This is a genomic window from bacterium (assembly GCA_024228115.1).
In the GTDB taxonomy this organism is placed as follows: domain Bacteria; phylum Myxococcota_A; class UBA9160; order UBA9160; family UBA6930.
Genome location: JAAETT010000669.1, coordinates 15,025 through 41,430 on the forward strand (window position 1 = coordinate 15,025; position 26,406 = coordinate 41,430).

Below are 26,406 nucleotides of genomic sequence, written 5' to 3' on the forward strand. Positions count from 1 at the left end.
GCGTGGGTCGTGTGCTTGCCGTCTTCGTCTCGGCCGTGGCGTACGGTGCGCTGTGCTTCCCGCCATGGGCCTGGAGCTGGCTGGCCTGGATCGTGCTCGTGCCCTTGCTGTTGGTGCTTCGCGGCTCGGGCCCCTTGAAAGCCTTCATATGGACAGCTGGATGGGGCTACCTGGCCACGATTTCCGTCATTGCGTGGCTGCTCCCCACGCTGACAGGCCATTTCGAGTGGTCCCAGCCCTTGAGTCTGGGTTTCATCGTCGGCTTTGGGGTCGTTGCTGCGGCACCGTTCTACGGGCTGGGAGGTGTCTTGTACGGAGCGGCCGCACGACGGCACGGCCCCCTCGCGGGCGCCGTCCTGTTCGCGGCCTGCTGGGTGGTGGGTGAGTTCGCGCGCACCCATCTCGGCTTTCGCACCCCCTGGGCCCTTCTCGGCGACAGCCAGGCGGAGGCGATCAGGATCCGCCAGTTGGCAGACCTCGGTGGCGTCTATCTGGTCACCGCCATGGTTGCCTTCGTCAACGCCTGTCTCGCGGAGTTGATCCTCGTCTGCCACCGCGTCCTGCAACGCTCGCAGGCGTCTCCGCGACTGGCGCTTCCCGTCGCAGGTGCTGCTGTGGCGGTACTGCTCGCCTCGAATGTCTACGGCGAACTGAGGCGCCGCCAGTTCGCGCCGACCGAGAGTGCGTTCAAGGTGGCGCTCGTCCAGGGCAATGTCCCCCCGCAGCTCCGCTGGCGCAGCTCAACTGCGAGCCATGTCGTGCGACGCTACGGAAGCCTCACGCGGAACCTCCTGCTCGAACGCGAGGAGCCAGACCCCGATCTCATCTTGTGGCCCGAGAACGCCATCCAGACTCCGCTCGACCACCCGACCTACGGTGCAGCCATTCAACGGGTTGCCATGCGAAGCCCTGTCTTGCTCGGCGCACCGCGCAATGAGGTCCTGGAGGGAAGCAACCGCGCGTACAACAGCGCTGTGCTGGTCGATGCCAGCGGCACGGTGGGTTCCTACGACAAGCGCCGCTTGCTTCCTTTCAGTGAGACCCGGCCGCTAGGCGATTGGTTGAGTCTCGGCGAGCGCGGCGATCTGGACGCAGGCTCCTACTCGGCCGGGCAATCCCCAGGGCTCTTCGCTGTCAATGGCGAAATGCTTGGTGTCCTGATCTGCATGGAGGGTCTGTACCCTGATCTGAGCCGTGAGGCCGTGCTGGGCGGCGCCAGCCTGCTCATCAATCTCTCCAATGACGGCTGGTACCGCGGCCTCGGCGGCGCCGAGCAACATCTGCGACAGGTGGTCTTCCGCGCGATCGAGAACCGACGGCCTCTGCTTCGGGCAACCACGACGGGCATTTCAGCGATCGTCGGGCCCGATGGCTCGATCGTGGCCAGCTTGCCTCAGGACGCGACGGGCGTCCTCGAGCATGCGGTTCCGGAGACGCCTGTAGGACTCTCGCCCTACACCCGCGCTGGAGATCTCTTCGCCTGGTCCTGCGTCGCAATTGCCGGGTTCGCGGCTCGACCACGGCAGAAGAAGAGCGATTCCGGGTAGGACCGCGATATTCCCGGAGACCCCGCGCCCTTCCCTGCAAAGGATCTCCGATGACCTCGGCCCCCTCGAGGCCTTTGGCGTCTGCGAACGTCGGGATGACGTCTGCGCGACCGCCGACCTCTGTGCCCGCAAACCCCAGACCGTCCCGGCCCTCGATCTTCCGGGCGCGCTCGCCGAGATTGCCCGTCTCACCTACGAGCGGCCCACGGATTTCGAGCGAGCGCTCGCCCCGATGATCCCCTGAACGGGCGAAAAGGGGCAAATACCGGGGGCCCCGAAGGGCTCCGGCTGAGCCGCGGGAGCTGAGCCGTGGTAGGATGGCCGCCCGCTGAAACGCCCCCGCGGGTTTCGGGGTCTACCCGGGTGCGTATGGAACCGCTCCACGCACGATCCCGCTCAGAACGCCAACCCTTTCATCCCATCCCGAGGAGGATGCAATGATTCGCTTTTTGATCTCCACGCTCGCGCTCCTGGCCCTGGCCATGCCGGCGGCCTCACAGGAAGACGCGGGAGGCGCGCCGTCCTTCGCGGAAGGCGACGTCATCACGATGGACCAGATCGACAAGCTCAAGCCCTTCCTGCCGGAGGAGTTCTGGTCGAATCGCGACTTCTTCTTCTACGAGGGCATGCAGCTCGAGATCGGCCCGGCCAATTTCGACTACAGCCCGCCGCAGGTCTACATGGACGCCACCAAGAAATTCTCGGCCCAGGTGAAGCTCGGCCCCGAATCCAGCCTCGAGAACTACCGGGCCGGCCAGCCGTTTCCGATGGAAGACATCGATTGCAAGGGCGATCCGGGTGCCGGCGCGAAGGTTGCGTGGAACTTCATGCGACGCTGGGCGGGCGCCGGCGGAAAAGCGCGCTTCTACTACAGCTATTGGGATCGCGGGGAAGAACTGCCCCTCTACTACGAGGGAAACAGCAACGGCGTGGACCTCGCCTACCGATCGGAGCCCGAGTACGACGCCACTGATGGCGACATCTTCCGCGGCGAGAAGCGGTATACGGCCGGCGGCCCGAATGTCGAGGCGCCGTTCGACGCCCGCGGCATCATGTTGCTGACCTACCGCTACAAGGATTCATACAATCCCGAGGCCACAGGAAAGAACGACGACACCTGGGTATACGTTCCGACGCTTCGACGTGTACGCCGCATCTCGACTGCTCAGCGAACGGACGCGGTCTCCGGGACGGACTTCACTTTCGACGACCTGTTCAGCTTCAACGGCGTCGTGCCCCAATATGAGTGGGAATGCCTCGGCGAGGAGGACGTCATCGCACCGGTGAACACCAAACAGATGGCGTTCCCGTACAACCGGGACCACAACTTTGGCCCCTACGGCCTCTCGTTCGCGGACGATCGCTGGGAACTGCGCAAGACCATCAAGATCCGCTTCGTGCCCAACGCCCCAGATCATCCCTACAAGTTCAAGGATATCTACATCGACATCAACTCGATGGAGCCTCTGTACTCCTTCGCCTACGACCGCAAGGGCGAGCTGTGGAAGATCCTCTGGCATAACCATCGCTGGAGCGAATCCGAAGGATACGAGGAGTATGCCGGATGGGAAGGCGTCGAAGAGCCCCGCGATCTCCGAGTGGTCTCGGACATCATCGTGAACGTGCAGACCGGCACCGGCAACCGCATCGAGTTCTGGGATGTCTCCGGCACGCCCATGAAGAGCAAGGGCAAGATCCGCCGCTTCATCGACGTGGGCCGCCTGACCAAGGGCCGCTAGATCCCACGGAACGTTGCTGACGGGCCGGGGCGGCTGCCGCCTCGGCCCGTCTTGCGTTCTGCCTCAAAGCGAATGCATGCCCTGGAGCGGGAGCCGGCCCGTCGCGGCCTTGACGTTGCCATCCCGGAGACACGCCTGGATCGCCCGCTCTGCGATCCGCCATGGGTGGACCACGTCCGCGCCATCGGCGAGATGCGACCCATCCCGCCCCATTCCCCCGGCAGTTGGGACAGCCGGAGACCGCGCTGGTGGGCTTTCATCGACATCTTGATGACACCGGCGACGAGGTCATTGCAACGCTCCCGAGTGAAGCCGCGGGGTAGGAGTGTCGCCGGGGAATGCCTACTATCAACGGGCCATGGATGTCCTCGAACAACTCGGTCGCCTTCCCCTTCCCTTCCTCGCACGTTGCCGGGTGCCGAGCGATCTGGCTGGCGTGACCTCGCGAGGCGAGGAGGTCAGCGCCTGGGATACGGGCTCCGACCCGAAGGGCGTTGAAGCGATCTGGGAAGCAGCCGAAGCCCTCTACCGGACCGGCATCACACCGGCTCTGCAGTTGTGCATCCGCCACCGCGGCGAGATCGTCCTCGACCGGACGCTCGGCCATCTCTCCGGGAACGCTCCGGGCGACGATCACCGCACGCCCGAAGTTCTTGCCACCCCGGACACGCCCTTCTGCCTGTTCTCTTCCTCGAAACTCATCACCGCAATGCTGATCCACAAGCTCGACGAACGTGGCCTCGTCCACCTCGAAGATCGCGTCGCCGATTACGTACCGGGCTTCGAGCGCCACGGAAAGAAGTGGATCACCCTTCGGCACCTCCTGGCGCATAGGGCGGGCATTCCGAACCTGCCTCCCGAGGCGATGGATCTGGAGTTGCTAGCCCATCCGGATACCGTGGCCGAGCTCATCTGTGAAATGCGCCCATCCACCCGTGCTGGACGGCTCGTAGCCTACCACGCCATCAGTGGCGGCTTCGTACTCGGCGAGGTCGTGCGTCAGGCGACGGGGAAGACCATTCGGGAGTTCCTGGCGGCCGAAGTCTGCGAGCCCCTCGGCTTGCGCTGGATGAACTACGGCGTCGCCGAAAGCGATCTCGACAAGGTCGCCGTCAACGCGCGCACCGGCCCAAACCCGCCGCCGCCTGTCGCAGGGCTCCTTCGCCGCGCCCTCGGCAAGAGCATCGACGAGATCGTAGAACTCTCGAACGATCCGCGATTCCTTCGCGGGATCATCCCGGCCGGAAACGTCGTCTCGAACGCTCGCGAGGTGACGACCTTCCTGCAATGCCTGCTCAATGACGGCAGCGTGGGCGATGTGCGCATCTTCGATCCGCGCACCATACACCACGCCCTGACAGAGCAGAGCTACCGGGAGATCGACCTCACCCTCTTCATGCCGCTTCGCTACGGCCTCGGGCCGATGCTAGGCGACGATCCGGTGGGCCTTTTCGGGCCGAGCACGGGCCGCGCGTTCGGCCATCTGGGCTTCTCGAACATCATCCCCTGGGCCGATCCGGCACGGGAGATCTCCGTAGCCCTCTTGACGAGCGGAAAACCGATCGTCAGCACCCATGTGGTGCGGTTGGCCCAGTTGCTAGGCGCGATCAACGCCGCATTCCCGCGCCAGGATCGCCCGCTGGACTAACGAAACGTTCGCTCGAAGAGCCCTTCGATCGCCCGGCGACCGTTTTCCTCGAGCAGGCGCGTGCCCGTTCCCGCGAATGCAGCATGGGTCACGATCGGCTCGCCGCCCGCCTCCCAGCCATCACCCGTCCAGTGATGCCAGGAATCGGTGGACTGGTCGAAGACGTAGAGGAGCTTGTTGCAGAGCTTCGCAAACTCGGCGCCCCAGCCCGTACCGCCCTTGACCGTCCCGTCATCGTTGATCTGGCCGATGACGTAGATCTCCTGGCCACTGTTCACCTGATGCCAGATGCTCTGGAGCACCCTGCGAAAGAGCGGGGTGTCCCGATACTCCCGGTGCATCAACTTGGCGACATAGGCCAGACTGACATCGCCCTGTTGGAGCTCGGCTGGAGTCAGGACGCGGATGCCACGTGTCCTGGCATCGTTGTGCCCCTCGAAGGTGAAATTCACTTCGGCCACACCGTGTCGCTCGGCAGCAGCCCCAAAGGCTGCCTCGGCGCCGTTGGCCGCTCCACTGTACAGGACACATTCTTCGGGCTTCATCGTTCTCTCCCTCGCGAGCGGGAAGAGAATGGCATTCCTGCACCCGCGCGCCAACGCCAAATCCGGGTGTTGGCTGGAGGCGGCTCCGGGGTTTCCATGTAGCCCCGCGGGTGTCGCATCAAGATGGGCGGCGCCGGCGTCGAAGAAAAAGTGACTCTCGCAACACCCCGCCTCAGGGAGCCCCCAGAAAAATGAAACGCCTACTTGCCCTGGTCTGTATCGCCGCCTTCGCGGTGACGTTTCTCGCTCCCGCCTCCTCCTTGGCCAGGAAAAAGAGACGGGTCATCTACTGGTACGAGTACTCCGTGCCGTTCACCTGTGGCAGCAACGCGACCGATCCGGGCCGCATCTTGACAGGCGACCACGCCACGGTGATCCACGCGATCAACTCCAACACGGTAGACGCAACCGTCTACGTCGGCCTCGCCCTCACCTACCCGGCCGGGAATCTCTTCCCGGGCTGGGTCTCCGATCGCGCCGCTGCCACCCTGCCGGCCGGGGCTGCAAGCCAAGCCAGCTGCCAGGACGCGCTCGACCTGCAGAATCAGATCGTTCCTCCGCCCTTCCCGATCCCGCCGTACGCCCAGGGCTTCGCCACGATCCAGAGCAGCGTTCCCCTCACGGTCCAGCAGACCCATTCCGTCGAAATGCCAGGCGGCCAGATCGCGTTCACCAACCAGGCGGTCGCGGCCCGAATGATACTGCCTCCGCCCGCTCCCTAGCCTGGCTTCGGGGTCGGACGCGAGGCTTCAGGCGCGAGCGCCGCGAATCAACCTCCCGGGCAATTCTCCGGTCGGCTCGTCCTCCCGCATCGTCACCGTTCCCGATACGACCGTCGCCTGGTATCCCCGCGCCCGCTGCATCAGCCGCTTTCCGCCCGCCGGGAGGTCGAAGATCATCTCGGGGAGTTCGAGACGCAGCGAATCGTGGTCGATCACGTTCAGGTCGCCCTTCAGGCCGGGAGCCACTACGCCACGATCGCCCAGACCGTAGAGTGAGGCGGTGTCCATGCTCATGCGCTTCACCGCGAACTCGACGGGGATCTTTTCGCCGCGTGTCCTGTCGCGAACCCAGTGGGTGAGCATGAAGGTCTGGATGCTGGCGTCGCAGATGATTCCACAATGGGCTCCGCCATCGCCGAGACCGAGCGCCGCGTTGGGGTGGTAGATCATCTCGCGAATGGGATCGGCGATCAGGTCGCTGTAGTTCAACACGGGCAGTAGCAGAAGCTCTTTGCCGTCCTTCTCGAGCATCTTGTCGTAGAGAAACTCCAGCGGATCCCGGCCGGCGCGTTTCGCCAGCGCTTCGATCGAATCCTCGTAGCCAGGTTCGTAGTTCGGCGGGTCCCCCATCGGGAACCACTTGCCGAGCTGAGACAGCAACAGGCTGGGCTCGGCCGGTGTCTCGGACAGGATCTGCCTCTTCACCGCCGAATCCCGCAGCTGCGCGATCCTCTCTTCGAATGGAAGCCCCAGAAGCTTCGCGAAGGTGGGCCGATCGGAGAAGGGATGGATGTCCGTCTGATGGCCGACCAACATCCCGAAGGGGCGGCCTGCCACCTGAGGGAAGAGCTGGGCACCGTCGGTCGTGGCTTCTGCCGAGAGCTCCAGGAGCTCCCGCCAGAGCCGAGGCGCCGAATCGACCTGGAGCATGGCGAAGGAAACCGGCCGATGGATCTCAGCGGAGAGTCTGCGCATCCAGTCGAGTTCCGTCTTCGGTGCAGCCACGTCCTCACCAGCCGCTCCGGCACCTGCGACCTCGAATATGCCCTTGCCGAGCTCACCTCACATGCGACCAATCCCGAAGAGCTCGTCTTCGGCAGCAAATGTTCCCGGCACCGGCTCGCCCGTGATTGCCCGATGGGCGATCGTGCGGGAGGTCGAAAAGCCAAGGGCCCCCGCTGCGATGCCTTCTTTCACGATCGCCGCCATCGACGCGATATCCTCGGCCGTGGCCGGCTCGTTGTTCGCGCCGCGCTCACCCATGACGTAGGTACGTACGGAACCGTGAGGCACCTGGGTTCCCAGATCCATCGAGAAACGCAACCCGGCCAGGCAATCGAGGTACTCCGGGAAGGTCTCCCAGTTCCAGGCAATGCCCTCGTGGAGTGCGGTGCCGGGAATGTCTTCGACACCCTCCATCAACTGGATCAGGAAATCCTCCTGACCTGGATGCACGGGGGCGAAGCCCACACCACAGTTGCCCATCACGATGGTCGTCACGCCGTGGTAGCAGGAGGGCGCGAGAAGCGGATCCCATGTGGCCTGGCCGTCGTAGTGCGTGTGGATGTCGACGAAGCCCGGTGTGACCAGCATGCCCTTGGCATCGATCTCTTCCCGGCCCGAGCCCGTCACCTCGCCTACTTCGGTGATCCGGCCTTCCTGGATGGCAACGTCGGCCTGGCGGGGCGGGCTGCCGGTGCCGTCGACGAGCGTGCCGCCGCGAACCACGAGATCGTGCATGGGATTCTCCAGATGGGTTCGGAACGTGGCCCCATCCTACCTGGCCCTGGAGAGGGTTGGGTGCGCCCCGCGGGGCTCAAGAGAATGAAACGCGACACGCCCCGTTCGTGTCATAGTGGGCAAGCGAGACGCGTTTCTGGGGAGCGCTTTTTGGAAGGCACCACGACGAATCGAATCGGTCGGATGATTGGGCGAGCCGCTACGACGAGCCCGGCCGATCCCGAGCTCGACCGGCGATGGCTGGCGGGCGACGAAGGCGCCATGGCCGAGGTGCATTCGCGCTATCGCCGACGTCTCGAAGGGGTCGCGTACCGGATCGTCGGGAACCAGGCGGATGCCGAGGACGTGGTACAGCGGGTCTTCGTGGCACTGCCCCGAGCGGCCTACGACGGAACCGCCAGCCTCTGGTCCTACCTCTACCGGTCCGCGGTCAATGGCTCGGTCAATCTCCTCCGATCGCGCAAACGCCGCGTCGGGCTCGAACGAGAGGTGCTCTCCCAAGCGCGGATGCATGGCGACGCCAGCCCGGGCCCCGAGGCGCAGGTGCTCGAAGGAGAGATCCTGGCAGCCGTCGCCAAGGCCCTGCTGGAGGTCAAACCCCAACATCGCCGAGCGCTCGTGTTGCGCATTCATCACGGGCTCACGAACGTAGAAATCGCCGAGCGTGAACTCGTACCGCCGGCCACGGTCGGCACCTGGTTGCGAAGGGGGAGAGAGGAACTCCGCGAGGCCCTCGGGCCGCTGCTGCGCGACGTTGGAAGGAGTGAACCGTGATTCATTGGAAGGCCCGCCATCTGCTCCCCCAGCTGCTGGACGGAACCCTGGCCGCACCCCTCGAAGCCCAGGTGCGAGAGCATGCCGTCGAGTGCGGGACGTGCCGTCGCACGCTGGCCGAATTCGATGCTTGCGAGAGCCTGTTGGCCCAATTGCCGCTCTCACTCGTCCCTCTCGAAGCCCCGGAAGGCCAGGTCGATCGGTTGCGCGCGCTATCCCGCTGGATCGTCGATCCGGAGCCGAGCCTCGGAGAAAGGGTCGGAATGTCGGCCCTTGGCGCCCTGGCCGCCGCCGCCATGCTCGCCATCGTGCTGACCGGGGGCACGTGGGATCCAGCCCCGAAAACCACCGAAGCACCGGTCGCCATGGCAGGCGTGGTTCCCATTCCCGATACCGAGTTGATTCCCATGGGTCGCTGGCGCTAGAGCCGCACGCTTTGCAAAGCTCTTTTGTCGAGGGCTTTTTCACCCACCAAGATCCACGTCGTTGATTTCTCTCAACTCTCCGTTTTCGTTGGGATATTGTTGATCCGAGCAGGCATGTGGGGTTCTCCGGACTTCGCCCCCGCGCTGCACGATCGCTAACCTCCGCGATGCCCCTTGCGGGGTTCGAGATCGAGGCACCCCCCTAGATGAACCGCATTCGCGCAGCGCGACAAGCCCTCGGCTGGACACAGGCCGAGTTGGCGGGCCGTGCGCATGTTTCTCCGCGCACCATTCACGCCATCGAAAAGGGCCAGGCCTGTCGACAGGCGACCAAGCGGAAGATCCTCACCGCACTCGGTGTGCCGTGGGAACTGCGGGCGGACTACTTCCCCCGACCCGTGCGGGTTCCGGTACGCGCCGCCGCCGTCGCAGCCATCAGCGAGAGCGCGTAGCAACTCGAAGGCATGGCCGAGACGTTCCTTACGAACGTCCCAGTTGTGGCATCGATTCAGCCCACACCAGAATGCCCCGATATCGCTTGGGTGTAGCCTGGTGTCCCTTTCTAATCGAGCGTCACTGCTCTATCTGACCTCTTCGCCCCGGAACGCCCCTTGCAGATCGGGGCACTTGGGCGATCGTGTCGATCATCCAGCGGAGGGACAGCTATGTCGGGGCGATCGGTCAGAGGATGGGTTCACGGATTCGGAGTAGCGCTGATTGGCGTTGCACTCGTGCTGAGCGCGAGCCCCAGTTCTGCTGAGACACTTCAGGAAGTGATGAAGAAGCGGGGGCTCACCCAGGAGAACCTGCTGGCAGCCGCCAAGACCTATACGCCCACCGGGGGCCGAGACGAGTACATCGCCTTCGCGTCCGGTGGCCAGAGCGGCCATGTCATCGCCTACGGGATCCCCTCGATGCGGATCCTCAAGTACATCGGCGTCTTCACCCCGGAGCCCTGGCAGGGCCACGGCTTCGAGGACGAGTCCAAGGCGGTGCTGAACCAGGGCCGAATCAACGGCCGGGACATCACCTGGGGCGACACCCACCATCCTGCACCCTCGGAGACGAATGGAGACTACGACGGCGAGTTCCTGTTCATCAACGACAAATCCAACCCGCGCCTCGCAGTCATCGACCTGAAGGATTTCGAGACGAAGCAGATCGTCGTGAATCCGGTCTTCCAGAGCGAACACGGCGGCGCCTTCGTCACCGGAAACACGGAATGGCTGATGGAGCCCGCGCAATACGCGGCGCCCCTCGGCGGCGAGTACGCGCCTCTCGAGCTCTTCAACGAGAAGTACCGGGGGGGCGTGACCTATTGGAAGTTCAACCGCGAAAAAGGCCGGCTCGAGAAGGAGAATTCCTTCGCGATCGAGCTGCCGCCCTACAGCCAGGATCTCTCGGACTTCGGCAAGGGCCCGAGCGAGGGTTTCGCGTTCGTGAACTCGTTCTGCAGTGAGCGTTACGTCGGTGGCATCGAGCGGGATCGTCCGCCCTTCGAAGCCGGCTGTTCAGCGAAGGACACGGACTACCTCCACGTCATCGATTGGAAGAAGGCGGTGAAGGTTGCCGCTGCCGGGAAGGTCAAGATGATCAACGACTTCCCGGTGATCATGCTCGAGACGACGATCAAGGAGGGCCTGGTCCACCTGATTCCCGAGCCGAAGAGCCCCCATGGAATCGATGTGAGCCCGGACGGTGAGTACATGGTGGTCTCGGGCAAGCTCGACACCCACACCTCCGTCTTCAAGTGGTCGAAGATCAAGGCCCTGATCGATGCGAAGGATTACGCAGATACCGACCCCTACGGTCTGCCGATCCTCGACATGAAGAAGGCCCTGCATACCCAGGTGCAGCTGGGCCTCGGGCCGTTGCATACCCAGTACGATTCCGTGAAGGGCGTCGCCTACACGTCGCTCTACGTGGACTCGATGGTTGCACGCTGGAACTACATCGAGGGCAAGCTGCTCAGCCGGATCCCGATCCACTACAACATCGGCCACTTGATGACGATGCATGGCGACACCGTGAAACCGCACGGGAAGTACCTGGTGGCACTCAACAAGCTCGCCATCGACCGCTTCAACCCGGTCGGGCCGCTGCATCCGCAGAACCATCAGCTGATCGACATCTCGACGGACGAGATGCAGCTGCTCTACGACATGCCGCTGCCCCTTGGCGAGCCGCATTACGTCGTGGGCATCGATGCGAAGCTCATCAAGCCCAAGATCCGCTACAAGAGCGGCACCAACCCCCGTACGGGCGAGATCTCGGAGCACAAGACGCGGGCGGGCCAGGAACGCATCGTCAAGACCGGAAACAAGGTCGAGGTCTGGGGGACGTTGATCCGCTCCCACATCACCCCGGAGATCATCGAGATCGATGAGGGCAATGAGTTGGTCGTCCACCTGACCAACCTCGAGCGGGCCGAGGATCAGACCCACGGTTTCACCATCGGCAAGTACAACGTCCACGGTTCCTTCGAGCCCGGCGAGACGTCAACCGTGAGCATGGTGGCCGACACTCCCGGCGTGTTCCCCTACTACTGCACCGAGTTCTGCTCCGCGCTCCACCTGGAGATGCAGGGGTATCTGCTGGTCAAGCCGAAGGGCTACAAGGCCCAGGTCGGCGAGTTGATGGCGAAGGAAGAGTACACCCAGGCCGACTATGACAAGCAGGTCGCCACGAATGTGGAGACCCAGGCCGTCATCGACGGGGTGGTGGGCTTCATCACGAGCCAGAACTACCAGGACTTCCCGGATGTCGTGGCCCTCGTCGAGGACGCGACCGATCAGCTCGGTCGGGCTGGAGAAGCCAAAACGCGGTCCGAGGAAGAGGCCGCGAAGGGGTCCTGGAACAGCGCCACACTCTGGGCGGGTCAGTGGTGGCAGTACCAGGTCAAGGCGGCGGACATCGGGCTCCGTGCGAAGACCTACCTGGAAGAGCACGGCTCGAAGACAGTGAAGTAGCGCTCGCGCGCTTCATTCCGGCCTGACGGGGGTGAGGGGGGAAAACAACTCCCCCCCACCCCCGTTCCCCGTCCTACATGGAGGAAGAGAAAATGAGGATCTTAAAGACGAGTTCCAGCGTGGGGCTCATCGGCCTTCTGCTGGGGCTGGCGCTCCCGGCCATGGGCGAGGAGTTGGACGGCGCTACCCTCTACACGCAGCGCACCTGCATCGCTTGCCACGGGCCGGACGCGAAGACGCCGATCCTGCCCGAGTATCCGAAGCTGGCCGGACAAAATGCAGCCTATGCCCTTCAACAGATGAAGGACATCAAGAGCGGAGCCCGGTCGAACGGAAACACTGCAGCCATGAGCGGCGTGATGCACCTCGTCACCGACGAGGAAATGCAGGCGATCGCGAACTGGATCTCCAGCCTCGATTAGAAGGAAGACCAACATGAACCGACCTACACTCATCGTTCTTGCCCTTGCTTTCCTCTTGCCGGCAGCGGCTCAGGCGCAGCCGCAACCGAAGCAGGAGGGCATCGAGTCCGAGGGCTACACGTGGAACGAAGCCAAGGGCGAAAAGATCGAGGCCCTCGAGCTCACCGGTGACCCGGAGAACGGCGAAGAGATCTTCGAGATCTGCTCGGCCTGCCATCTGCCGAACGGTGCCGGCCGCCCGGACGGCACCTTCCCGCAGCTCGCCGGCCAGCACGCCACGGTGCTGATCAAGCAGATCGCCGACATCCGCGGTGGCCTTCGCGACAACCCGATCATGTATCCGTTCGCGAAGAGCATGACCGATGCCCAGGAACTCGCGGACGTCTGCGCATTCATCCAGACGCTTCCAATCCCTGGCGACAACGGGCGCGGCTCCGGCGAACACCTCGACGAGGGCAAGAAGCTCTACGACGCGAATTGCGTCGAGTGCCACGGCCAGAACGGTGAGGGCTCGACGGAGAAATTCTATCCGGTCCTGGCCGGCCAGCACTACAAGTACATGCTGCGACAGGTCACGGATATCCGTGACGGCCGGCGGCGCAACGCCAACCCGGACATGGTCAAGATCGTGAAGAAGTACACGGACGCCCAGCTCGACGCGGTCGTCGACTACATGTCCCGTCTCGAGTGGCCCGAGCGTTCGGCAGGCGAATAGACGTTGGCATTCCGCGGGCTCACCATCGCAGGGCTTCTGCTCATGGCGGCGTCGTTCTTCTCGCCGCTCTGGTGGGTCTCGCTGAAGGCACCGAACTACCCGGAACACACGTTTCCGGGTGGCGTGCGCATCCACATGCATTGGAACGGCGTGGAGAACGGCTGCAGGCTGGTGGCTCGTGAGGAGGTCGAGGAAGAGGAAGCGCTCGATTGCGTCTTCGAAATGAACACGATCAACCACTACATCGGGATGGCGCCGATCGAGAAGGGTGCTGTGCTGGAATTCGCGGCGGCACCCTATCTCTTCCTCGCGTTCGGCCTGGCCCTGATCGTGCTCCTCTTCTACCGCGGCCCGTTCTGGTGGGTGTTGGCTCTGCCGGCGATCCTCGCGCCCGTGGCGTTCTTGATCGATTTCACCGCCTGGATGTGGTGGTTCGGGCACAACCTGCACGATTGGGCGGCTTTCACCGTGAAGCCGTTCATGCCGACCATCATGGGCGAGGGCAAGGTGGCCCAGTTCTCCACCTACGCCTACCCGCACTACGGATTCGCCCTCTCGATCGCATCCTCGCTTTGCGTACTTGTGGCGACCCTGCTTCGGCGAAAAGAGCTCCGGATCGGATCATGATGGCCTGGAGAGCCGTGGCCCTCCTCTTGCTCGCGGCCGTTGCCGCAAATGGGGAAGAGATCCGCCCCCTCCAGAAGTTGATCGACGCAACGCCAGCCGGCGGAGAGCTGCGACTCGAGCCGGGCGTGTACGCCGGGCCCGTCGTCGTCACGCTGCCGATCCTGATCGATGGCGCCGGCAAGGCCACGGTCGATTCTGGCGGCAAGGGCTCCGTATTCGTCCTTGAAACGAATGGCGCCCAGCTTCGCGGGCTCACCCTGCGAGGCTCCGGCGAGAATCACGACACGCTCGACGCCGGTGTCCAGATACGCGGCGACCACAACGTCGTCGAAGACAACGTCATCGAGGATTGCCTCTTCGGCGTAGATCTGGCCCAGTCCGATGACAACATCGTCCGCAACAACCGGATTCGTTCCAAGGATCTCGAACTCGGTATTCGGGGAGATGCCATCCGGCTCTGGTACAGCCAACGCAACCAGATCCTGGGCAACCAGATCGAGAATGCCCGTGACATGGTGGTCTGGTACTCCGGCGACAATCGGATCATCGGCAATCGGGTACGAGGCAGCCGCTACGCCCTCCACTTCATGTATGCGAAACGCAACGAGGTGGAGGAGAACGACTATCGCGACAACATGGTCGGCATCTTCCTGATGTACAGCGACGACGTCGAGATCCGGCGCAACCGCATCGTCGGCGCACAGGGCGCGACCGGCATGGGCGTCGGATTCAAGGAGAGCAGCGGCGTCGTCCTCGAAGAGAACGAGATCATCTACTGCGCCAAGGGCATCTATCTCGACATCTCACCCTATGAAACGGATCGGGCGAACAGGTTCGAACGCAACCAGTTGGCCTACAACGGCGTCGGCGTCCTCTTTCATAGCCAGTGGCGCGGCAACCTCTTCGCCAACAACGACTTCGTCGACAACTTCACCCAGGTGGCCGTGCGCGGTGGTGGCCACGCCATGGCCCACACCTGGAAAGGCAACTACTGGGACGACTACCAGGGCTTCGACCGGGATGGTGACGGAGGGGGCGACCTCCCCCACAAGGCGTTCGCCTACTCCGACCGGATGTGGATGGACAAGCCGGCGGCGGCGTTCTTCCGCGCCTCCCCTGTCTTCGAGGTCCTCGATTTCCTCGACCGGTTGGCTCCGTTCATCGATCCGCTGCAGATCCTGGAGGATCCGAGCCCGCGCTTCGAGCCGCGGGGTTTCTGACCATGAGCGACACGTCGGAGCAGAAGAAGAAGACCCAGAAGCGGCGGCCGCGCCGCAGATTGAGCCGCCAGGAAGAGAATCGCCGGCGTTTCCTGCGCGCCGGCGTCGTGACCGGAGCCATCGTGGCCCTGCAACCGGTCTTCTCCTGGGTGAGCCGGCGATTCGGCCGGCTTCGCTTGCGACCGCCTGGCGCCTTGGAGGAAGAGACGACATTCCTCGGTGCCTGCATCAAGTGCGGCCAATGCGTTCAGGTCTGTCCGGTCGAAGCCATCCTGCTCGCGGACTTGAACGATGGCCTCGGACACGGCGCCCCGTACATCGAGCCGCGGGATCAGGCCTGCGATTTCTCTTGCGACGCACTCTCCTGCATTCTCGCCTGCCCCACGGGCGCACTCAGCCATGAGCTTGGCGCGAAAGAGGAAGTCTCCATCGGCATCGCGAAGCTGAGCCGGCCCGATGCCTGCCTTGCACGGCGCGGAGAGGGCTTTCGCGGACCTGCGCGTGGTGGGCAGTTTCCCGGGCGCCTGCGCTACGAAGAAATCGATCGCTGGGTTCCGCAGCCGGTACGAGATTACGAGTACGACGTGGAACTCTGCGATCTCTGCGTGCGAGAGTGCCCGATCGGTACGACCGCCCTCCGCCTGGAGCCGCTTCCGGACGGCAAGGGCTCCACGCCGGTAGTCGGCGACGCCTGCGTTGGCTGCGGCGTCTGTGAGATGATCTGCCCTGAGGAACCGACCTGTATCGAGATCATTCCATCCGCCGCGGAAGCCCGGGCATGAGATTGCTGCGCGACATCGGCGTGATGCTCGGGCGTGCTCCGGAAAAGCCCAAACAGAAAACCGACATGGCGGAGATCCTCCACGCCCGCAAACGCGGCAAGGGCGGAGTCAACATCGCTCGGCTGATCGAAGAGATTGCCCAGGCCAAGACCGTGCATACCTGGCGAAATCGCCGCTGGGCGGTCCTGATCGGTGTGAACCTGCTCTTCACGCTCTCCTTCTTCCTCGACATCCAGATCCTCGAGGGATCCCTCACCGCCTCCCGCTTCCTGGGCTTCCACATGGCGGACATCTACTCCGGCCTGCTCGTGGTGCTCGCCGAGAAGCACGTCGCCGTGAATCTGGTGATCGGAAGCGTGACGATCCTCCTGCTCTGGGGCCTGATCGGAGGGCGCGCCTTCTGCTCCTGGGTCTGCCCCTACCATCTGGTCGCCGAGTTCGCCGAAATGGCGCACGTATGGCTGGCCAAGAAAGGGCTCGTGCAGGATCACGCGCTCCACCGGGGTGTGCGCGTCGTCTTCTGGGTGATGTTCGCACTCCTCGCCTTCGTCACCGGACACGCGCTCTTCCTCACCGTGAACCCGATCGGCGTACTGAGCCGCGCCCTCGTCTACGGCCCGAGCCTGGCGCTTCTCTGGGTGCTGCTGCTTCTCGTCTTCGAGGTGGTCTATTCGCGGCGGGCCTGGTGCCGCTACGTCTGTCCGATCGGCCTCACCTACGGCGTGCTCGGAGCAGCGGCGCCGGTGCGTATCCGGTACCACCTGGAGGCCTGCGCACACGAGGGCGAGTGCCGCGCAGTATGCGAGGTGCCTCACGTGCTCGATCTCACCATCAAGAACCGCGCCCCTGCCGCGCACATGGATATCGGCCCGGATTGCACGCGCTGTGGCCTGTGCGTCGATATCTGCCCGACCAGCTCACTCACCTTCAATGTGAAGGGATTGGACAGGATCCTATGACGATCCAGGCGAAACATGTAACGAAGCGCTTCGACAAGGCGGCGGTGCTCGATGATCTCAGCCTCGACATCAGCGCCGGCGACCGGATCGCCCTGGTCGGCGCCAACGGCGCCGGGAAGACGACCCTCGTGCGCTGCCTCCTGGGCGAATACCGGTATGAGGGAGAGATCTCGATTGGCGGCCTGGAGCCCCGCAAGGATCGTCGCGAAGTGTTGCGAAGGGTCGGCTTCGTCCCGCAGCTCCCGCCGCCCTTGCGCATGACGGCACGTCACCTGATCGATTTCACGGCGCGAATCGCTGGCTGCGACGCAGGACGGATCGACGACACAACGGCGCGCCTGGGCCTCGATCTCGCCAGCCTGGCAGGGCGTCCGTTCGTCAAACTCTCCGGAGGCCAGAAACAGAAGCTGCTGATCGCCTGCGCCCTGGGCCGGCCCTGCGATTTGCTCTTCCTCGATGAGCCCGCGGCAAACCTCGACCCGGATGCTCGGAGCGTATTCTTCTCGCTCCTCGAGGAGCGTGTCGGCCACGCCACGATGCTCGTCTCCAGCCACCGCCTCGATGAAGTCGCTCCCCTGGTCGGGCGAGTCGTCGAACTCGACCTGGGAAAGGTCGTGCTCGACGATCGGGTAGCGGATGCAGGCGCGATCACGGATCGCCTCCACTGCATCGTCGAGCTTGCGCGCCCGGACACCGCGTGCCGAGCTGCCCTCCTCGACTGGACACTCGCGGCAGACGAAGCGGGCCTGCTCTTCTCCGGCGAGATTGCTGGCCCCGACAGGCTGCGCTTTCTCGGCACCGCCTCCCGCTACTCCGGCGTGATCCGCCGCCTCGAAATCGAAACGAAGGAGCCCTCGTGAGCCGGCCCATTCTCCTTGTGTTGATCCTTCTCCTGGCCGGCTGCGGATTGCAGCCGAGCACAGGCCCCGTCGAGCCCACCTGGGATCGCGACAGCTGCGAGCATTGCCGAATGACCATCAGTGATCGCCATTTTGCCACGCAGATCCGTTCGGCCAGCGACGGCACCTTGCGGCACTTCGACGATCCTGGCTGCGCTGTCCTGGGGCAGGGTGATGCGGGTTCACCCGACGACGAAATCTGGGTCCGCGATGCGAAAGGCGACGCCTGGCTCGATGCGCGAAGCGCCCGCTTCAGCACGGGCCACAAGACCCCGATGGGCCACGGCTACGGCGCAACAAAAGACGAAGGCGACCTCGATTGGGCGACGGTCGAAAACCAGGTGCGGGAACGAGAACGTGAGCGAAGAGAACACACTGCCCACTGAAGCAGGCGCCGTGCCGGCCCTTTCGAGGGAGCCCGAGGCATTGCACGCGCCCGCGCCGAGCGGAGGACTGCGCCATGTGATCAGCCTGGAACTGGCGGAGTCGCTCCGCGCCCGCTGGTTCCTGGTCTACGCCCTCGTCTTTCCGGGCCTGGTGGCCCTGCTCTTCGCCTTCACGCTTACCGAATCCCGCATCCTCGGCTTCATGGGTCTCTCGCGCCTGCTCGTGACCTACATCCAGGTTTGCATGGCGATCCTGCCGATCTTTGTGCTGGTCACGACCGTTCGTTCGGTGGCCGGAGACCGGGAGGCTGGGATCTTCGAGTACCTGCTGGCACTTCCCATCGGCCTCGGCGCCTGGTACTGGGGACGAATCATCGCCCGCTTCGGCCTCGTCTTCCTTCCCGTCCTCATCGCATTGCTAGGCGCTGCCACCTGGGGATGGATCCAGGAGATCCCCTTTCAGGTCTCCACCCTGGCCATCTATTCCGCGCTGCTGCTCGCTTTGACGGCATGCTTCCTGGGCATCGGCATGCTGATATCGGTGCTCGCCCGCTCGGTCGACGCCGCCCAGGGCAGCGCCTTCGTGCTCTGGCTCTTCCTCGTCCTCTTCCTCGATCTGATCCTGCTCGGCACATTGATCGAGGAACACATTCCCGCCGAGACGGCCGTCGCCATTGCCCTCGCCAATCCTCTGCAGGTCTTCCGTACCGCCGCGATGGCGCTCTTCGATCCGGATCTGGTGCTGCTCGGCCCGGCGGCCTTCGTGATCCTCGATTTCTTCGGCCCCAAGGGCTTCCTGGCCTGGGCCGTGTTCTACCCGACCGCCCTTGGCAGCTTGTGCGCGCTGCTCGGGTTCTGGCGCTTCCGGAACTCGGACCTTCCCTGATCGGAATCAACTCTCGGGGTGAGAGAGTCGACTCGCCGCCTGACGAAACGCGGCGACCTCCCGGCTGGAGGGAGAGGGAAGATCCGGCTCGCCTCCGTGCTTGGCGACGCGCTCCAGTTCGTCCGTGATGCGACGCATCGGACGCAATAGCCCGCCTCGAATCAGGACGAAGATTCCTGCCGAAAAGATCGCTGAGCCGACGAGCACGGCGACGAGCAAATCGATGATCAAACGCACGGAGTCACGCTTCAGCATCGCGATGTCGTGCTGCATCTCGAGCAACCAGAGCTTGCCGTCGGCTTCGCGCAAAGGTGGCGCGACGTAGGTGAGCGTCGTGCCGTCCACCTCGCTGCGGCCGCGCCCCCATCCCTGGGAGGGCTTGGCCGTCTCAGCGGGCAACGGTTCCAGGCGAATTCCCGCGTCGGAGATACTGCGCAATCGCTCGAGCAGCGCTTCGACATCCGAACCCTGCTCGAGAGCCCCTTCGAGCGCCGCATGTACCAGCCCCGAAGTTCGATGGGCGTGGAGCTGCGCGTTGCGGATATCCCGCTCGTAGAGCCGGTAGGGAAGGATCGCGAGCGTCCCGGTGATGGCGATCACGGCGATGGCAGCAAGAGCCTGAACGAGCCGCTTTTCGAAGCTGGGAAGACCCGGAACTGCCATTGCGCCCACCTCCCGGTAGCTGAAGGAACGCTACCCAGACGCCGATTCTACCGCGACGGGGCGTGTTGGCCCGCCGAATCCCCCGGTTTGACGCTCCGACACCAATTGCCGACACTCCTGTCGCTCGCGCGCCGGTAGCTCAGCTGGATAGAGCACCAGGCTTCGAACCTGGGGGTCGGGGGTTCGAATCCCTCCCGGCGTGCCATTGATTCCGCGCAGATACGCGGTTCATCCAACGCGTCTTCATCGGCGGGGGCCGTATAGGGACAGTTTCATCGTCGCCCAGCGGTGTCGGGCATAGTGGAGCTTGAGAGGGCGGACGCCCTGCTTCTGTGCGCGGCGGCGAACGCGGCGCCAGGCTCGGTCGATGTTGGCCGGGTCGGGTGCACCACCCGCCGAAGGACGGCTCAAGCGGGGGCAGGGATCTTGGCCGCAGCGAACTGCGCGGACATCAGGACCGCGTTCAGGCCCGGACCAGGCATCGTGTTGTGACCGACGAGGTAGAGGTTGTGAAGATCGGGATCCTCGTTGGGAAAGAACTCCTTGCCGAGTTCCGGACTCGTCACCTGACGGCCGAAGCACGCTCCATGGGGGAGCGAGCACGTGGACTCCAGGTCCAAGGGGGTCCGGTGGAATCCCTGGGTGATGTTCGCTGACAGATTCGGCAGGAGGTATTCCTCGAGTCGCGCAACGATGTCTTCGACGAGCTTGGCGCTCACCTCTTCCCAGCGAACGTCGCACTCGAGATTCGGTACCGAGAGGTAGACGCTGAAGTGGTCGCCGCCTTCCGGCGAGAAGCTGCGGTCGTAGAAGCCGCCGCGATAGACGCCGAGCAGCAGTTCGTCCGGCATCACGCCTTCAGCGTAGACCTGCGAGCAGAACCTCTCCGTATCGGCAGGGAAGACGACCGTCATGGGCGGAAGGTCGGAGTAGGGCCGACGCGTCGTGAAGTGGTACGAGAATATGCTGGGCGAGTACTTGATGTCGCCGAGGAGATCTCTCGACTTCGCGCCGCATTCATCGGGAATCAATCTGCCATAGAGATCGTGAGGCGAGATATTGCTCACCACGTGGCTGACCGCGATCTCCTTCCCCGAGCTCAGTACGGCGCGCTCGACCTCGCCGTTCCGGCAGACCAGACGGGTGACGCCGTCGCCCTTGATCACCTCGATGCCGACGTCGAGCATCAATCTTTCGAGGCCATCCACGAGGGCACCCACGCCACCCTCGGCGGTGAAGCTCCCCCACATCTCCTGCATGTGCAGCATCATGATGTAGAAGCTGCCCGTGGAGTAGGGATTCTCTCCCAACAGGGACGTCCGGAAATCGACGGCCATCCGTACCTGTTCGTCCTCGACGTAGTCCCTGACGACGTCCGCAAAGATCTCCGTGGGGGCGCCCATCTGCTCGAACTGTCGGCGCGAGCGGTCGTAGAGGGCCTTGTATTGGATCGCGTGGTCGTCGCTCCTCTCCTTCAGGCTGGCCAGGGAGAACTCGAGGTTGCCGAGGTCGAGGCTCGTCTTGTCATCGTAGACGTAGCGGGTACGCATGTCGTCTACGTGGATCGCCTCGAAGTAGTCGCTGGCCTTCCTGCCATGCAGCTCGAAGAGCGCGTCGTAGGCCGAATAGTCGCCAGAAGCGAGCGGGTAGAAGCCGCGTACGCCCCTTTCTTCGAAGCTGGCCGCGATGCCTCCGAGCTGCTCGCTCTTCTCGACCAGCACGACGGTGTGGCCCTTGGCGCGGAGCTGCAGGGCGGCCGCCATGCCTCCCATGCCGCCGCCGACTACGACGACGCTGCCATCCTTGTCGGTTTCTGTCGGAGTCATGACTCGCTCCTAGATGAGGGCAACCTTTCACACCATGGAGGCGGCGGCGTGGGCGGCGAATAGACACGGGGCGCTGGGCCGGCTCTCCACTCTCGCTTCGAGCGTTCGAGATCCGGTCAAGGGTTCGGGGCCCCGGCGAGGAGTGCTTCGAAGTAGCTGCGCAGGCTGGTCTTTCCTCGCGGCGGGCCGACTCCGTCGATTTCGCCGGCGGTGATGATGAAGTCCGCGAGATCACCGAACTGCGTCGACAGGAGGCCTATGAGCTTCACGAGGCCCCTTGCCATCCACATCGGGATGACCGTGATCTTGGCAGGCTTGCCCACGACCTCGAAGGCCAGTTCGGCAGCCTCGCGCTGGGTCATGACATCCGGCCCACCGGCTTCGACCTCGAGCTCGTCACCCTCGGCCGTGTCCACGCAGACCTCAGCGAGATCGCGACCGTGGATGGGACTCATCTTGTTGTTCCCGTCACCGACCATGTAGGCCCGACCCTTCTTGGCCATGTCCAGTAGAACACCCATGTCGGAGAAGTAGCCGCAGGGGCGGACGATCCGGTACTCCATCCCTGAATCCTTCAATGCGTCGACGACCTTCTCGTGAGCCTGGGTGATGGCGAGCTGCATGATGTTTTCGGCGCCCTGCATCGACACATAGACGAAGCGCTGGACTCCGGACGATTGGCAGAGATCGATCAGGTTCTTGTTGCACTGGTAGTCGACCTGCTCGAAGGTGAGCCCGTCTCGCTGTCGGGAGATTCCTACCGACGAGAACACCAGGTCGACGTCGTCCATCAAGCCGGAGAGGGTCTCGGGCCGGGTGAGCTCGCCGACGAAGATCTCGTCCACGTCGTCTTTCGAGATGGCCGGTGCGGTGAAGGGGCCCGGCTCGGCGAGGCGTTCTTCGCTGCGCGTCAGCGCTCGAACGTAGTAGCCCCGCTCCTTGAAAGCCTTCACCGCGAACTTGCCGAGATAGCCCGTCGCTCCCGCGACCAGGACTCGCTTCTTCTTGTCGTTCATCGTGATGTGTGAAACCTCTTGCTAGGTGGAGTGGTCAATCCCAGTCGATCCGACCCGGAACCGGGGGGCGGCCGTCGCGGAGGGTGCCCGCGGCGAACGCGTTCTTGAGGAAGGGCGGATCCGAGTGGGGGACCGACCATCCCCAGGTGCTCGAGATGCGGATGCGAACGATCTGCCACGCCTTGAGCCGAGGCTGGAGCTGGAGTTCGTAGATGCCGCCAGTGAGCGCGTACTCGAGCACGGTGTGGAAGTAGGCGGTCACCTCGACCCGATCGAGCGCCTCGCTCGGGACGACCGAGACGTTCGCGGAATGATGTCGCGCACCCTCGCCCGCGAAGGCCGTGAAGAGTCCCCGGATCTCGTCGGGTCCCGTGTAGAGAAGATTGTCGCCGGAGCCGGGGGGGAAGTTCTGGAGCTCGAGTCGAGCGTCGTCGGCGAAGACGCCGAGCAGGTCCTCGAGATGGCCTGCGTCCAGGCAGTAGAGGTACTCGTTGAAACGAGCTCGGCAGGCCTCGATCGCCTCGATGCGTAGGACTCGTTTGCGAAGATCTTCGATCTCGTCGCTCTTGGGATCAGCCATGGGATACGCCTCCTTCCTTCATTGTTTCCTATTTTGCGGCGAGTCGGCGCAGGTGCGCCAAAGTCTGGCCGCACCAGGCCCGCTCCGCCTCACGGATCGCCCGACCATGGCTCAGGGTCATCAGCCAAAAGGGCTGATCCCGATGCTGCGCGCCCGGGCCGCATAGGGCGGACTCGATGTCGGCCAGATACGCCAGGTCTTGCTCGCACTGCTGGCGGTGATCGCGAATCAGCTTCTGGCACGTCTCCAAGGAGACGCGATTGCCGAGGCTCAGCTTCAGCAGGAGCTCCGATCGCTGGGGCTGGGGCTCCGGCGGCATTGCGAGCCACTCGCGCAGCTCCTTCCGTCCCGAGGCTGTGATCGAATAGAGGTTGCGCATGGGCTTGCCCTTGCGCCTCTCTTCGGTGCGGGTCGCGAGCCCCTCGTCCACGAGTTGGCGCAGGATCGGATAGATCTGCCCGTAGCTCTCGCTCCAGTAGTGCCCGAGGTTGCCTTCGACGTGTTTCTTCATCGCATAGCCCGTCTTCAAGCCCATACTCAGCATGCCGAGCACGGCATATCGCGAACCGCGACGACGCTTCTTTGGGGGGGGCACGGCGGGCCCTCCATCACGTCTGGCGCCCTGGGTGGATCTCATGGGTCGCGAGCGCTACCCATGAGATCTATATCAGTTAGATATAGGCTGGGTCAACACTCGAGTTCCGGGATCGAAGGGAGGGCTGACAGTGGAGGGCTTCGAGGGGAGAGTGGCCGTGGTGACCGGTGCGGCCAGTGGGATCGGACTGGCGACCGCCTTGCGATTCGCACAAGAGGGAATGCGCGTGGTACTGGCCGATATCGAGCGCGAGCCGCTCGAGGCTGCGGTCTCCACCCTGCGGAGCCAGGGCCACGAGGTGTTGGGCGTGCCCACGGATGTGAGCCAGCTGGACGCCATCCAGCACCTGGCCGACCGGACGATCGAAACCTTCGGGAAGGTCAACGTCGTGCATAACAACGCGGGCGTCGTTCGCGCCGGCCGCGTGGCAGAGCTGAGCGTCGCGGACTGGGAATGGGTGCTCGGCGTCGACCTGTGGAGTGTGATCTACGGAGTGAAGACCTTCCTGCCCTTGATTCGCGAAGCCGGGGAAGGGCATGTCGTCAACACCGCGTCGAGCTCGGGACTGCAATCGGCGCCCGATATCGCGCCCTACAACGTGGCCAAGTTCGGCGTCGTGGCGCTTACCGAGACGCTCCAGCTCGAGCTGATTGCCGAAGGCAGCCCCATCGGCGCCTCGGTCCTATGCCCTGGCGCCATCGCGACGCGCATCACCGAGAGTGAGCGAAACCGCCCCGAAGCGGTCGCCGAGACCGAAACCAACCAGCGATTCAAGGCCTTTGCCTCCCAGGTGGTCGGGGACGGACTCCCTCCGGAGACGGCTGCAGAGCGGGTCGTCCACGCGATCCGGGCCCAGGAGTTCTGGATCCTCACGCACCCGGGCTGGATCGACGTACTGCGAAAGCGCGTCGAGGGTATGGCGGACGGGCGCAAGCTCGTCATGGGATTCGGGGGTTAGACTGGGCGCCCGAGCCGCAGAACTCGGGCGTACGGAGGAGAGCGAACAGTGGACGAGAAACTGCAGGAACTGCTCGACAAGCAGGCGATCAATGAAGTGATACAACGTATCAGCCGCACGATGGACTGGCTGGACGATGAGGGGCAGGCCTCCTGCTACTGGCCGGACGCTGCAATCGACTTCGGCTTCTTCGTCGGCCGTGCGGATGCTTACGTGCCCTTCGTCATGGAGCATGAACGAAAGGCCACCAAGCGCTGGCATATGATGTCCAGTGCCTCGCTCAAGATGGACGGCGACCGGGCCCAGGCGGAGTCCTACGGTATCACGACCGGATCCGTTGGCAGCGAGTTCAACATGATGTTTGGCGGACGCTACCTGGATGAGTTCGAGAAGCGTGACGGCGAGTGGCGCATCTCCAAGCGTATGTACATGCTCGATTGGATGAAGCCATTCGAAGATCAATCCGCTGGCGCCCAGTTCGAGGGCGGGCGCATGAATACTCCGGACATTTCGGAGGCCGGTCACGAGCTGTACCGGGCCATGTGATGGGAACCTGCGGGTCGTAGGCGACATCGGCGAGTCAACCGACGCAGTCGAGGTAGCCGCGCAGCTCGCACTCGACGAACCGAGCCACGGGTGAATCCGGGCTCTCCCCAAATGCCGATTGTGGAACCATGTCTCCGGTATGAAGTGTCAGCCCTGTCTCGGGAAGCACAACGGTCCTCCGTCTCCACTGCGACGGGTGTGGACGCGATCGCCTGGTCGCATTCTCCTGCAAGCGCCGCGGCTTCTGTCCCTCGTGCAGGGGGCACCGAATGTCGGGAAACGCGGCGCACCTGGTCGATGGGGTGCTACCTGAGGTGCCGATCCGCCAGTAGGTGCTCACCCTCCCGTACCCGCTCCGCGATCGCTATGCGTACGACACGAAGCTCACGAGCGTTGTGCTGCGCGCCTTCGTCCGCTCGCTGTTCGCGGAGCTTCGCAGACGTGCACGTAGGCAGTGGAGCCTTCCGACAGAGCAGTGCAGCGCGGGCACGTTCATTCAATGCTTCGGGTCTGCGCTAGACCCGAACGTCCACTTCCACACTCTCGCAGTCGACGGGGTCTATCCCTACGCGATGGGCCGGAGACATCCCGCGCACGTTATTCCGTTGCCACCGCCCGAGCCCGACGAAGTGGCACGGGTACTCGCTGGAGCGGCGCGTCGAATCCAGTGCCTGGTCGAGGCGCGCGATACCAACGACGCCGACGCGCTCGCACGCGTCGAGCGCCTCCTCGCGCTGCGGCGCAAGACCACTGGCGCGACGGAACCACCCAGACATCCTGACGGGGCCCGTGTGCCCGCACCCGTGGGCCGAATCACCGAGATCCACCCAGCGCCCGCCAGACGCCACGGCGGGCCTGTTGGCGATCACGAGAAACCGTAGAAATCTGATCATCTAGCTCCAATCCGCCGTATTGAGGTGAAGGCCGGACATTGAACTGCCCCTGCGAGTGTGAGAGGAAGGAGTTACGAGGCTTCTCCCCCGCCACCCAACACGGCCACTTCAGTGCGACTGATTCCAGGCTCTATTCGGACACCCGCCACGGGGTTTCTTGATCCATGGCTCGGCTGGGGATCGGCCGCCGGGTCGTCGAGTATGAAGAGCGTGATCTCTTCGTACACGGCGGGTCCGACGTTGACGCTGCGCGGTGGATGCGATCGGTCTGCCCGCGCCAGTCCGGCTCGCCCGGTGAGATCGTGAAGCGGTTGATCTCGTCGG

Annotated in this window: 27 protein-coding genes, 1 tRNA gene and 1 pseudogene; 21 read left to right on the top strand and 8 right to left on the bottom strand. The window is 64.0% G+C overall.

All coding sequences use genetic code 11. The annotated features are described in order from the left end of the window. Positions 1-2 precede the first annotated feature (2 nt). Complete coding sequence (lnt, locus tag GY937_27740; protein ID MCP5060508.1) at positions 3-1,547, top strand: apolipoprotein N-acyltransferase; 1,545 nt, start codon at positions 3-5, stop codon at positions 1,545-1,547. Between the two features lie 437 nt (positions 1,548-1,984). After that, on the top strand, positions 1,985-3,286 hold the full coding sequence (locus GY937_27745) for a DUF1329 domain-containing protein (GenBank protein MCP5060509.1): 1,302 nt from the start codon (positions 1,985-1,987) through the stop codon (positions 3,284-3,286). Between the two features lie 63 nt (positions 3,287-3,349). On the opposite strand, the gene GY937_27750 is transcribed toward GY937_27745, so the two are convergent. After that, positions 3,350-3,499, bottom strand: coding sequence for a hypothetical protein (locus GY937_27750; protein ID MCP5060510.1), 150 nt, complete (start codon positions 3,497-3,499; stop codon positions 3,350-3,352). Between the two features lie 145 nt (positions 3,500-3,644). Between GY937_27750 and GY937_27755 the strand changes: the two genes are divergently transcribed. Continuing rightward, entirely contained in the window at positions 3,645-4,934 is a 1,290-nt protein-coding gene (locus GY937_27755) for a beta-lactamase family protein (GenBank protein MCP5060511.1), read from the top strand. Here GY937_27755 and GY937_27760 read toward each other — a convergent pair. Then, complete coding sequence (locus GY937_27760) at positions 4,931-5,479, bottom strand: hypothetical protein (protein ID MCP5060512.1); 549 nt, start codon at positions 5,477-5,479, stop codon at positions 4,931-4,933. The two genes, GY937_27755 and GY937_27760, sit on opposite strands and share 4 nt — an antisense overlap. Positions 5,480-5,670: 191 nt before the next feature. Here GY937_27760 and GY937_27765 point away from each other — a divergent pair, with 191 nt between their 5' ends. Beyond that, the gene (locus GY937_27765; protein ID MCP5060513.1) at positions 5,671-6,201 is read left to right on the top strand and encodes a hypothetical protein; all 531 of its coding nucleotides are present in this window, start codon (positions 5,671-5,673) and stop codon (positions 6,199-6,201) included. A gap of 27 nt (positions 6,202-6,228) precedes the next feature. Here GY937_27765 and GY937_27770 read toward each other — a convergent pair. After that, positions 6,229-7,941: pseudogene (locus GY937_27770) on the bottom strand (amidohydrolase family protein). Positions 7,942-8,124: 183 nt separating this feature from the next. On the opposite strand from GY937_27770, the gene GY937_27775 reads away from it, so the two are divergent. The 12 genes from GY937_27775 to GY937_27830 all read left to right on the top strand — a co-directional run bounded on the left by GY937_27775 (position 8,125) and on the right by GY937_27830 (position 19,005). Further along, the gene (locus tag GY937_27775) at positions 8,125-8,715 is read left to right on the top strand and encodes an RNA polymerase sigma factor (protein MCP5060514.1); all 591 of its coding nucleotides are present in this window, start codon (positions 8,125-8,127) and stop codon (positions 8,713-8,715) included. After that, complete coding sequence (locus GY937_27780; GenBank protein MCP5060515.1) at positions 8,712-9,140, top strand: zf-HC2 domain-containing protein; 429 nt, start codon at positions 8,712-8,714, stop codon at positions 9,138-9,140. Before GY937_27775 ends, GY937_27780 begins: the two co-directional genes overlap by 4 nt. Before the next feature lie 206 nt (positions 9,141-9,346). After that, positions 9,347-9,592, top strand: coding sequence for a helix-turn-helix transcriptional regulator (locus tag GY937_27785; GenBank protein MCP5060516.1), 246 nt, complete (start codon positions 9,347-9,349; stop codon positions 9,590-9,592). Between the two features lie 213 nt (positions 9,593-9,805). Further along, positions 9,806-12,109: a Sec-dependent nitrous-oxide reductase gene (gene nosZ, locus GY937_27790; GenBank protein MCP5060517.1), complete on the top strand. Its 2,304-nt coding sequence runs from the start codon at positions 9,806-9,808 to the stop codon at positions 12,107-12,109. Between the two features lie 92 nt (positions 12,110-12,201). Beyond that, on the top strand, positions 12,202-12,531 hold the full coding sequence (locus tag GY937_27795; protein MCP5060518.1) for a c-type cytochrome: 330 nt from the start codon (positions 12,202-12,204) through the stop codon (positions 12,529-12,531). A gap of 13 nt (positions 12,532-12,544) precedes the next feature. Beyond that, positions 12,545-13,246: a c-type cytochrome gene (locus tag GY937_27800; protein MCP5060519.1), complete on the top strand. Its 702-nt coding sequence runs from the start codon at positions 12,545-12,547 to the stop codon at positions 13,244-13,246. Between the two features lie 3 nt (positions 13,247-13,249). Beyond that, a complete protein-coding gene (locus GY937_27805) occupies positions 13,250-13,873 on the top strand; it encodes a hypothetical protein (protein ID MCP5060520.1) in 624 nt (207 codons plus the stop codon). Beyond that, positions 13,870-15,093, top strand: coding sequence for a nitrous oxide reductase family maturation protein NosD (gene nosD, locus GY937_27810; protein ID MCP5060521.1), 1,224 nt, complete (start codon positions 13,870-13,872; stop codon positions 15,091-15,093). Before GY937_27805 ends, nosD begins: the two co-directional genes overlap by 4 nt. A 2-nt stretch (positions 15,094-15,095) precedes the next feature. Continuing rightward, a complete protein-coding gene (locus tag GY937_27815) occupies positions 15,096-15,875 on the top strand; it encodes a 4Fe-4S dicluster domain-containing protein (protein ID MCP5060522.1) in 780 nt (259 codons plus the stop codon). Next, the gene (locus GY937_27820) at positions 15,872-16,834 is read left to right on the top strand and encodes a NapH/MauN family ferredoxin-type protein (GenBank protein MCP5060523.1); all 963 of its coding nucleotides are present in this window, start codon (positions 15,872-15,874) and stop codon (positions 16,832-16,834) included. Before GY937_27815 ends, GY937_27820 begins: the two co-directional genes overlap by 4 nt. Further along, positions 16,831-17,694: an ABC transporter ATP-binding protein gene (locus GY937_27825; GenBank protein MCP5060524.1), complete on the top strand. Its 864-nt coding sequence runs from the start codon at positions 16,831-16,833 to the stop codon at positions 17,692-17,694. Before GY937_27820 ends, GY937_27825 begins: the two co-directional genes overlap by 4 nt. 273 nt (positions 17,695-17,967) lie before the next feature. Continuing rightward, a complete protein-coding gene (locus GY937_27830; protein ID MCP5060525.1) occupies positions 17,968-19,005 on the top strand; it encodes an ABC transporter permease in 1,038 nt (345 codons plus the stop codon). 6 nt (positions 19,006-19,011) lie between these two features. Here the strand turns inward: GY937_27830 and GY937_27835 are convergent, their stop codons facing one another. Next, positions 19,012-19,668, bottom strand: a complete 657-nt coding sequence (locus GY937_27835; protein MCP5060526.1) for a hypothetical protein — start codon at positions 19,666-19,668, stop codon at positions 19,012-19,014. A gap of 128 nt (positions 19,669-19,796) precedes the next feature. Between GY937_27835 and GY937_27840 the strand changes: the two genes are divergently transcribed. Continuing rightward, positions 19,797-19,873, top strand: a tRNA-Arg gene (locus GY937_27840). Between the two features lie 202 nt (positions 19,874-20,075). On the opposite strand, the gene GY937_27845 is transcribed toward GY937_27840, so the two are convergent. From GY937_27845 to GY937_27860, 4 genes are all read right to left on the bottom strand, one after another. Further along, positions 20,076-21,494, bottom strand: coding sequence for an FAD-dependent oxidoreductase (locus tag GY937_27845; protein MCP5060527.1), 1,419 nt, complete (start codon positions 21,492-21,494; stop codon positions 20,076-20,078). A 116-nt stretch (positions 21,495-21,610) separates the two neighbouring features. Continuing rightward, the gene (locus GY937_27850; protein ID MCP5060528.1) at positions 21,611-22,510 is read right to left on the bottom strand and encodes an SDR family oxidoreductase; all 900 of its coding nucleotides are present in this window, start codon (positions 22,508-22,510) and stop codon (positions 21,611-21,613) included. 34 nt (positions 22,511-22,544) lie between these two features. Then, a complete protein-coding gene (locus tag GY937_27855) occupies positions 22,545-23,090 on the bottom strand; it encodes a hypothetical protein (protein MCP5060529.1) in 546 nt (181 codons plus the stop codon). A 28-nt stretch (positions 23,091-23,118) separates the two neighbouring features. Then, entirely contained in the window at positions 23,119-23,685 is a 567-nt protein-coding gene (locus tag GY937_27860) for a PadR family transcriptional regulator (protein ID MCP5060530.1), read from the bottom strand. 130 nt (positions 23,686-23,815) lie between these two features. Between GY937_27860 and GY937_27865 the strand changes: the two genes are divergently transcribed. The 4 genes from GY937_27865 to GY937_27880 all read left to right on the top strand — a co-directional run bounded on the left by GY937_27865 (position 23,816) and on the right by GY937_27880 (position 26,070). Beyond that, positions 23,816-24,643, top strand: coding sequence for an SDR family NAD(P)-dependent oxidoreductase (locus GY937_27865; protein ID MCP5060531.1), 828 nt, complete (start codon positions 23,816-23,818; stop codon positions 24,641-24,643). A 48-nt stretch (positions 24,644-24,691) separates the two neighbouring features. Then, entirely contained in the window at positions 24,692-25,189 is a 498-nt protein-coding gene (locus tag GY937_27870; GenBank protein MCP5060532.1) for a nuclear transport factor 2 family protein, read from the top strand. 212 nt (positions 25,190-25,401) lie between these two features. Next, the gene (locus GY937_27875) at positions 25,402-25,521 is read left to right on the top strand and encodes a hypothetical protein (GenBank protein MCP5060533.1); all 120 of its coding nucleotides are present in this window, start codon (positions 25,402-25,404) and stop codon (positions 25,519-25,521) included. Continuing rightward, the gene (locus tag GY937_27880) at positions 25,522-26,070 is read left to right on the top strand and encodes a hypothetical protein (protein MCP5060534.1); all 549 of its coding nucleotides are present in this window, start codon (positions 25,522-25,524) and stop codon (positions 26,068-26,070) included. It abuts the gene before it with no gap. The last annotated feature ends 336 nt before the right edge of the window (positions 26,071-26,406 follow it).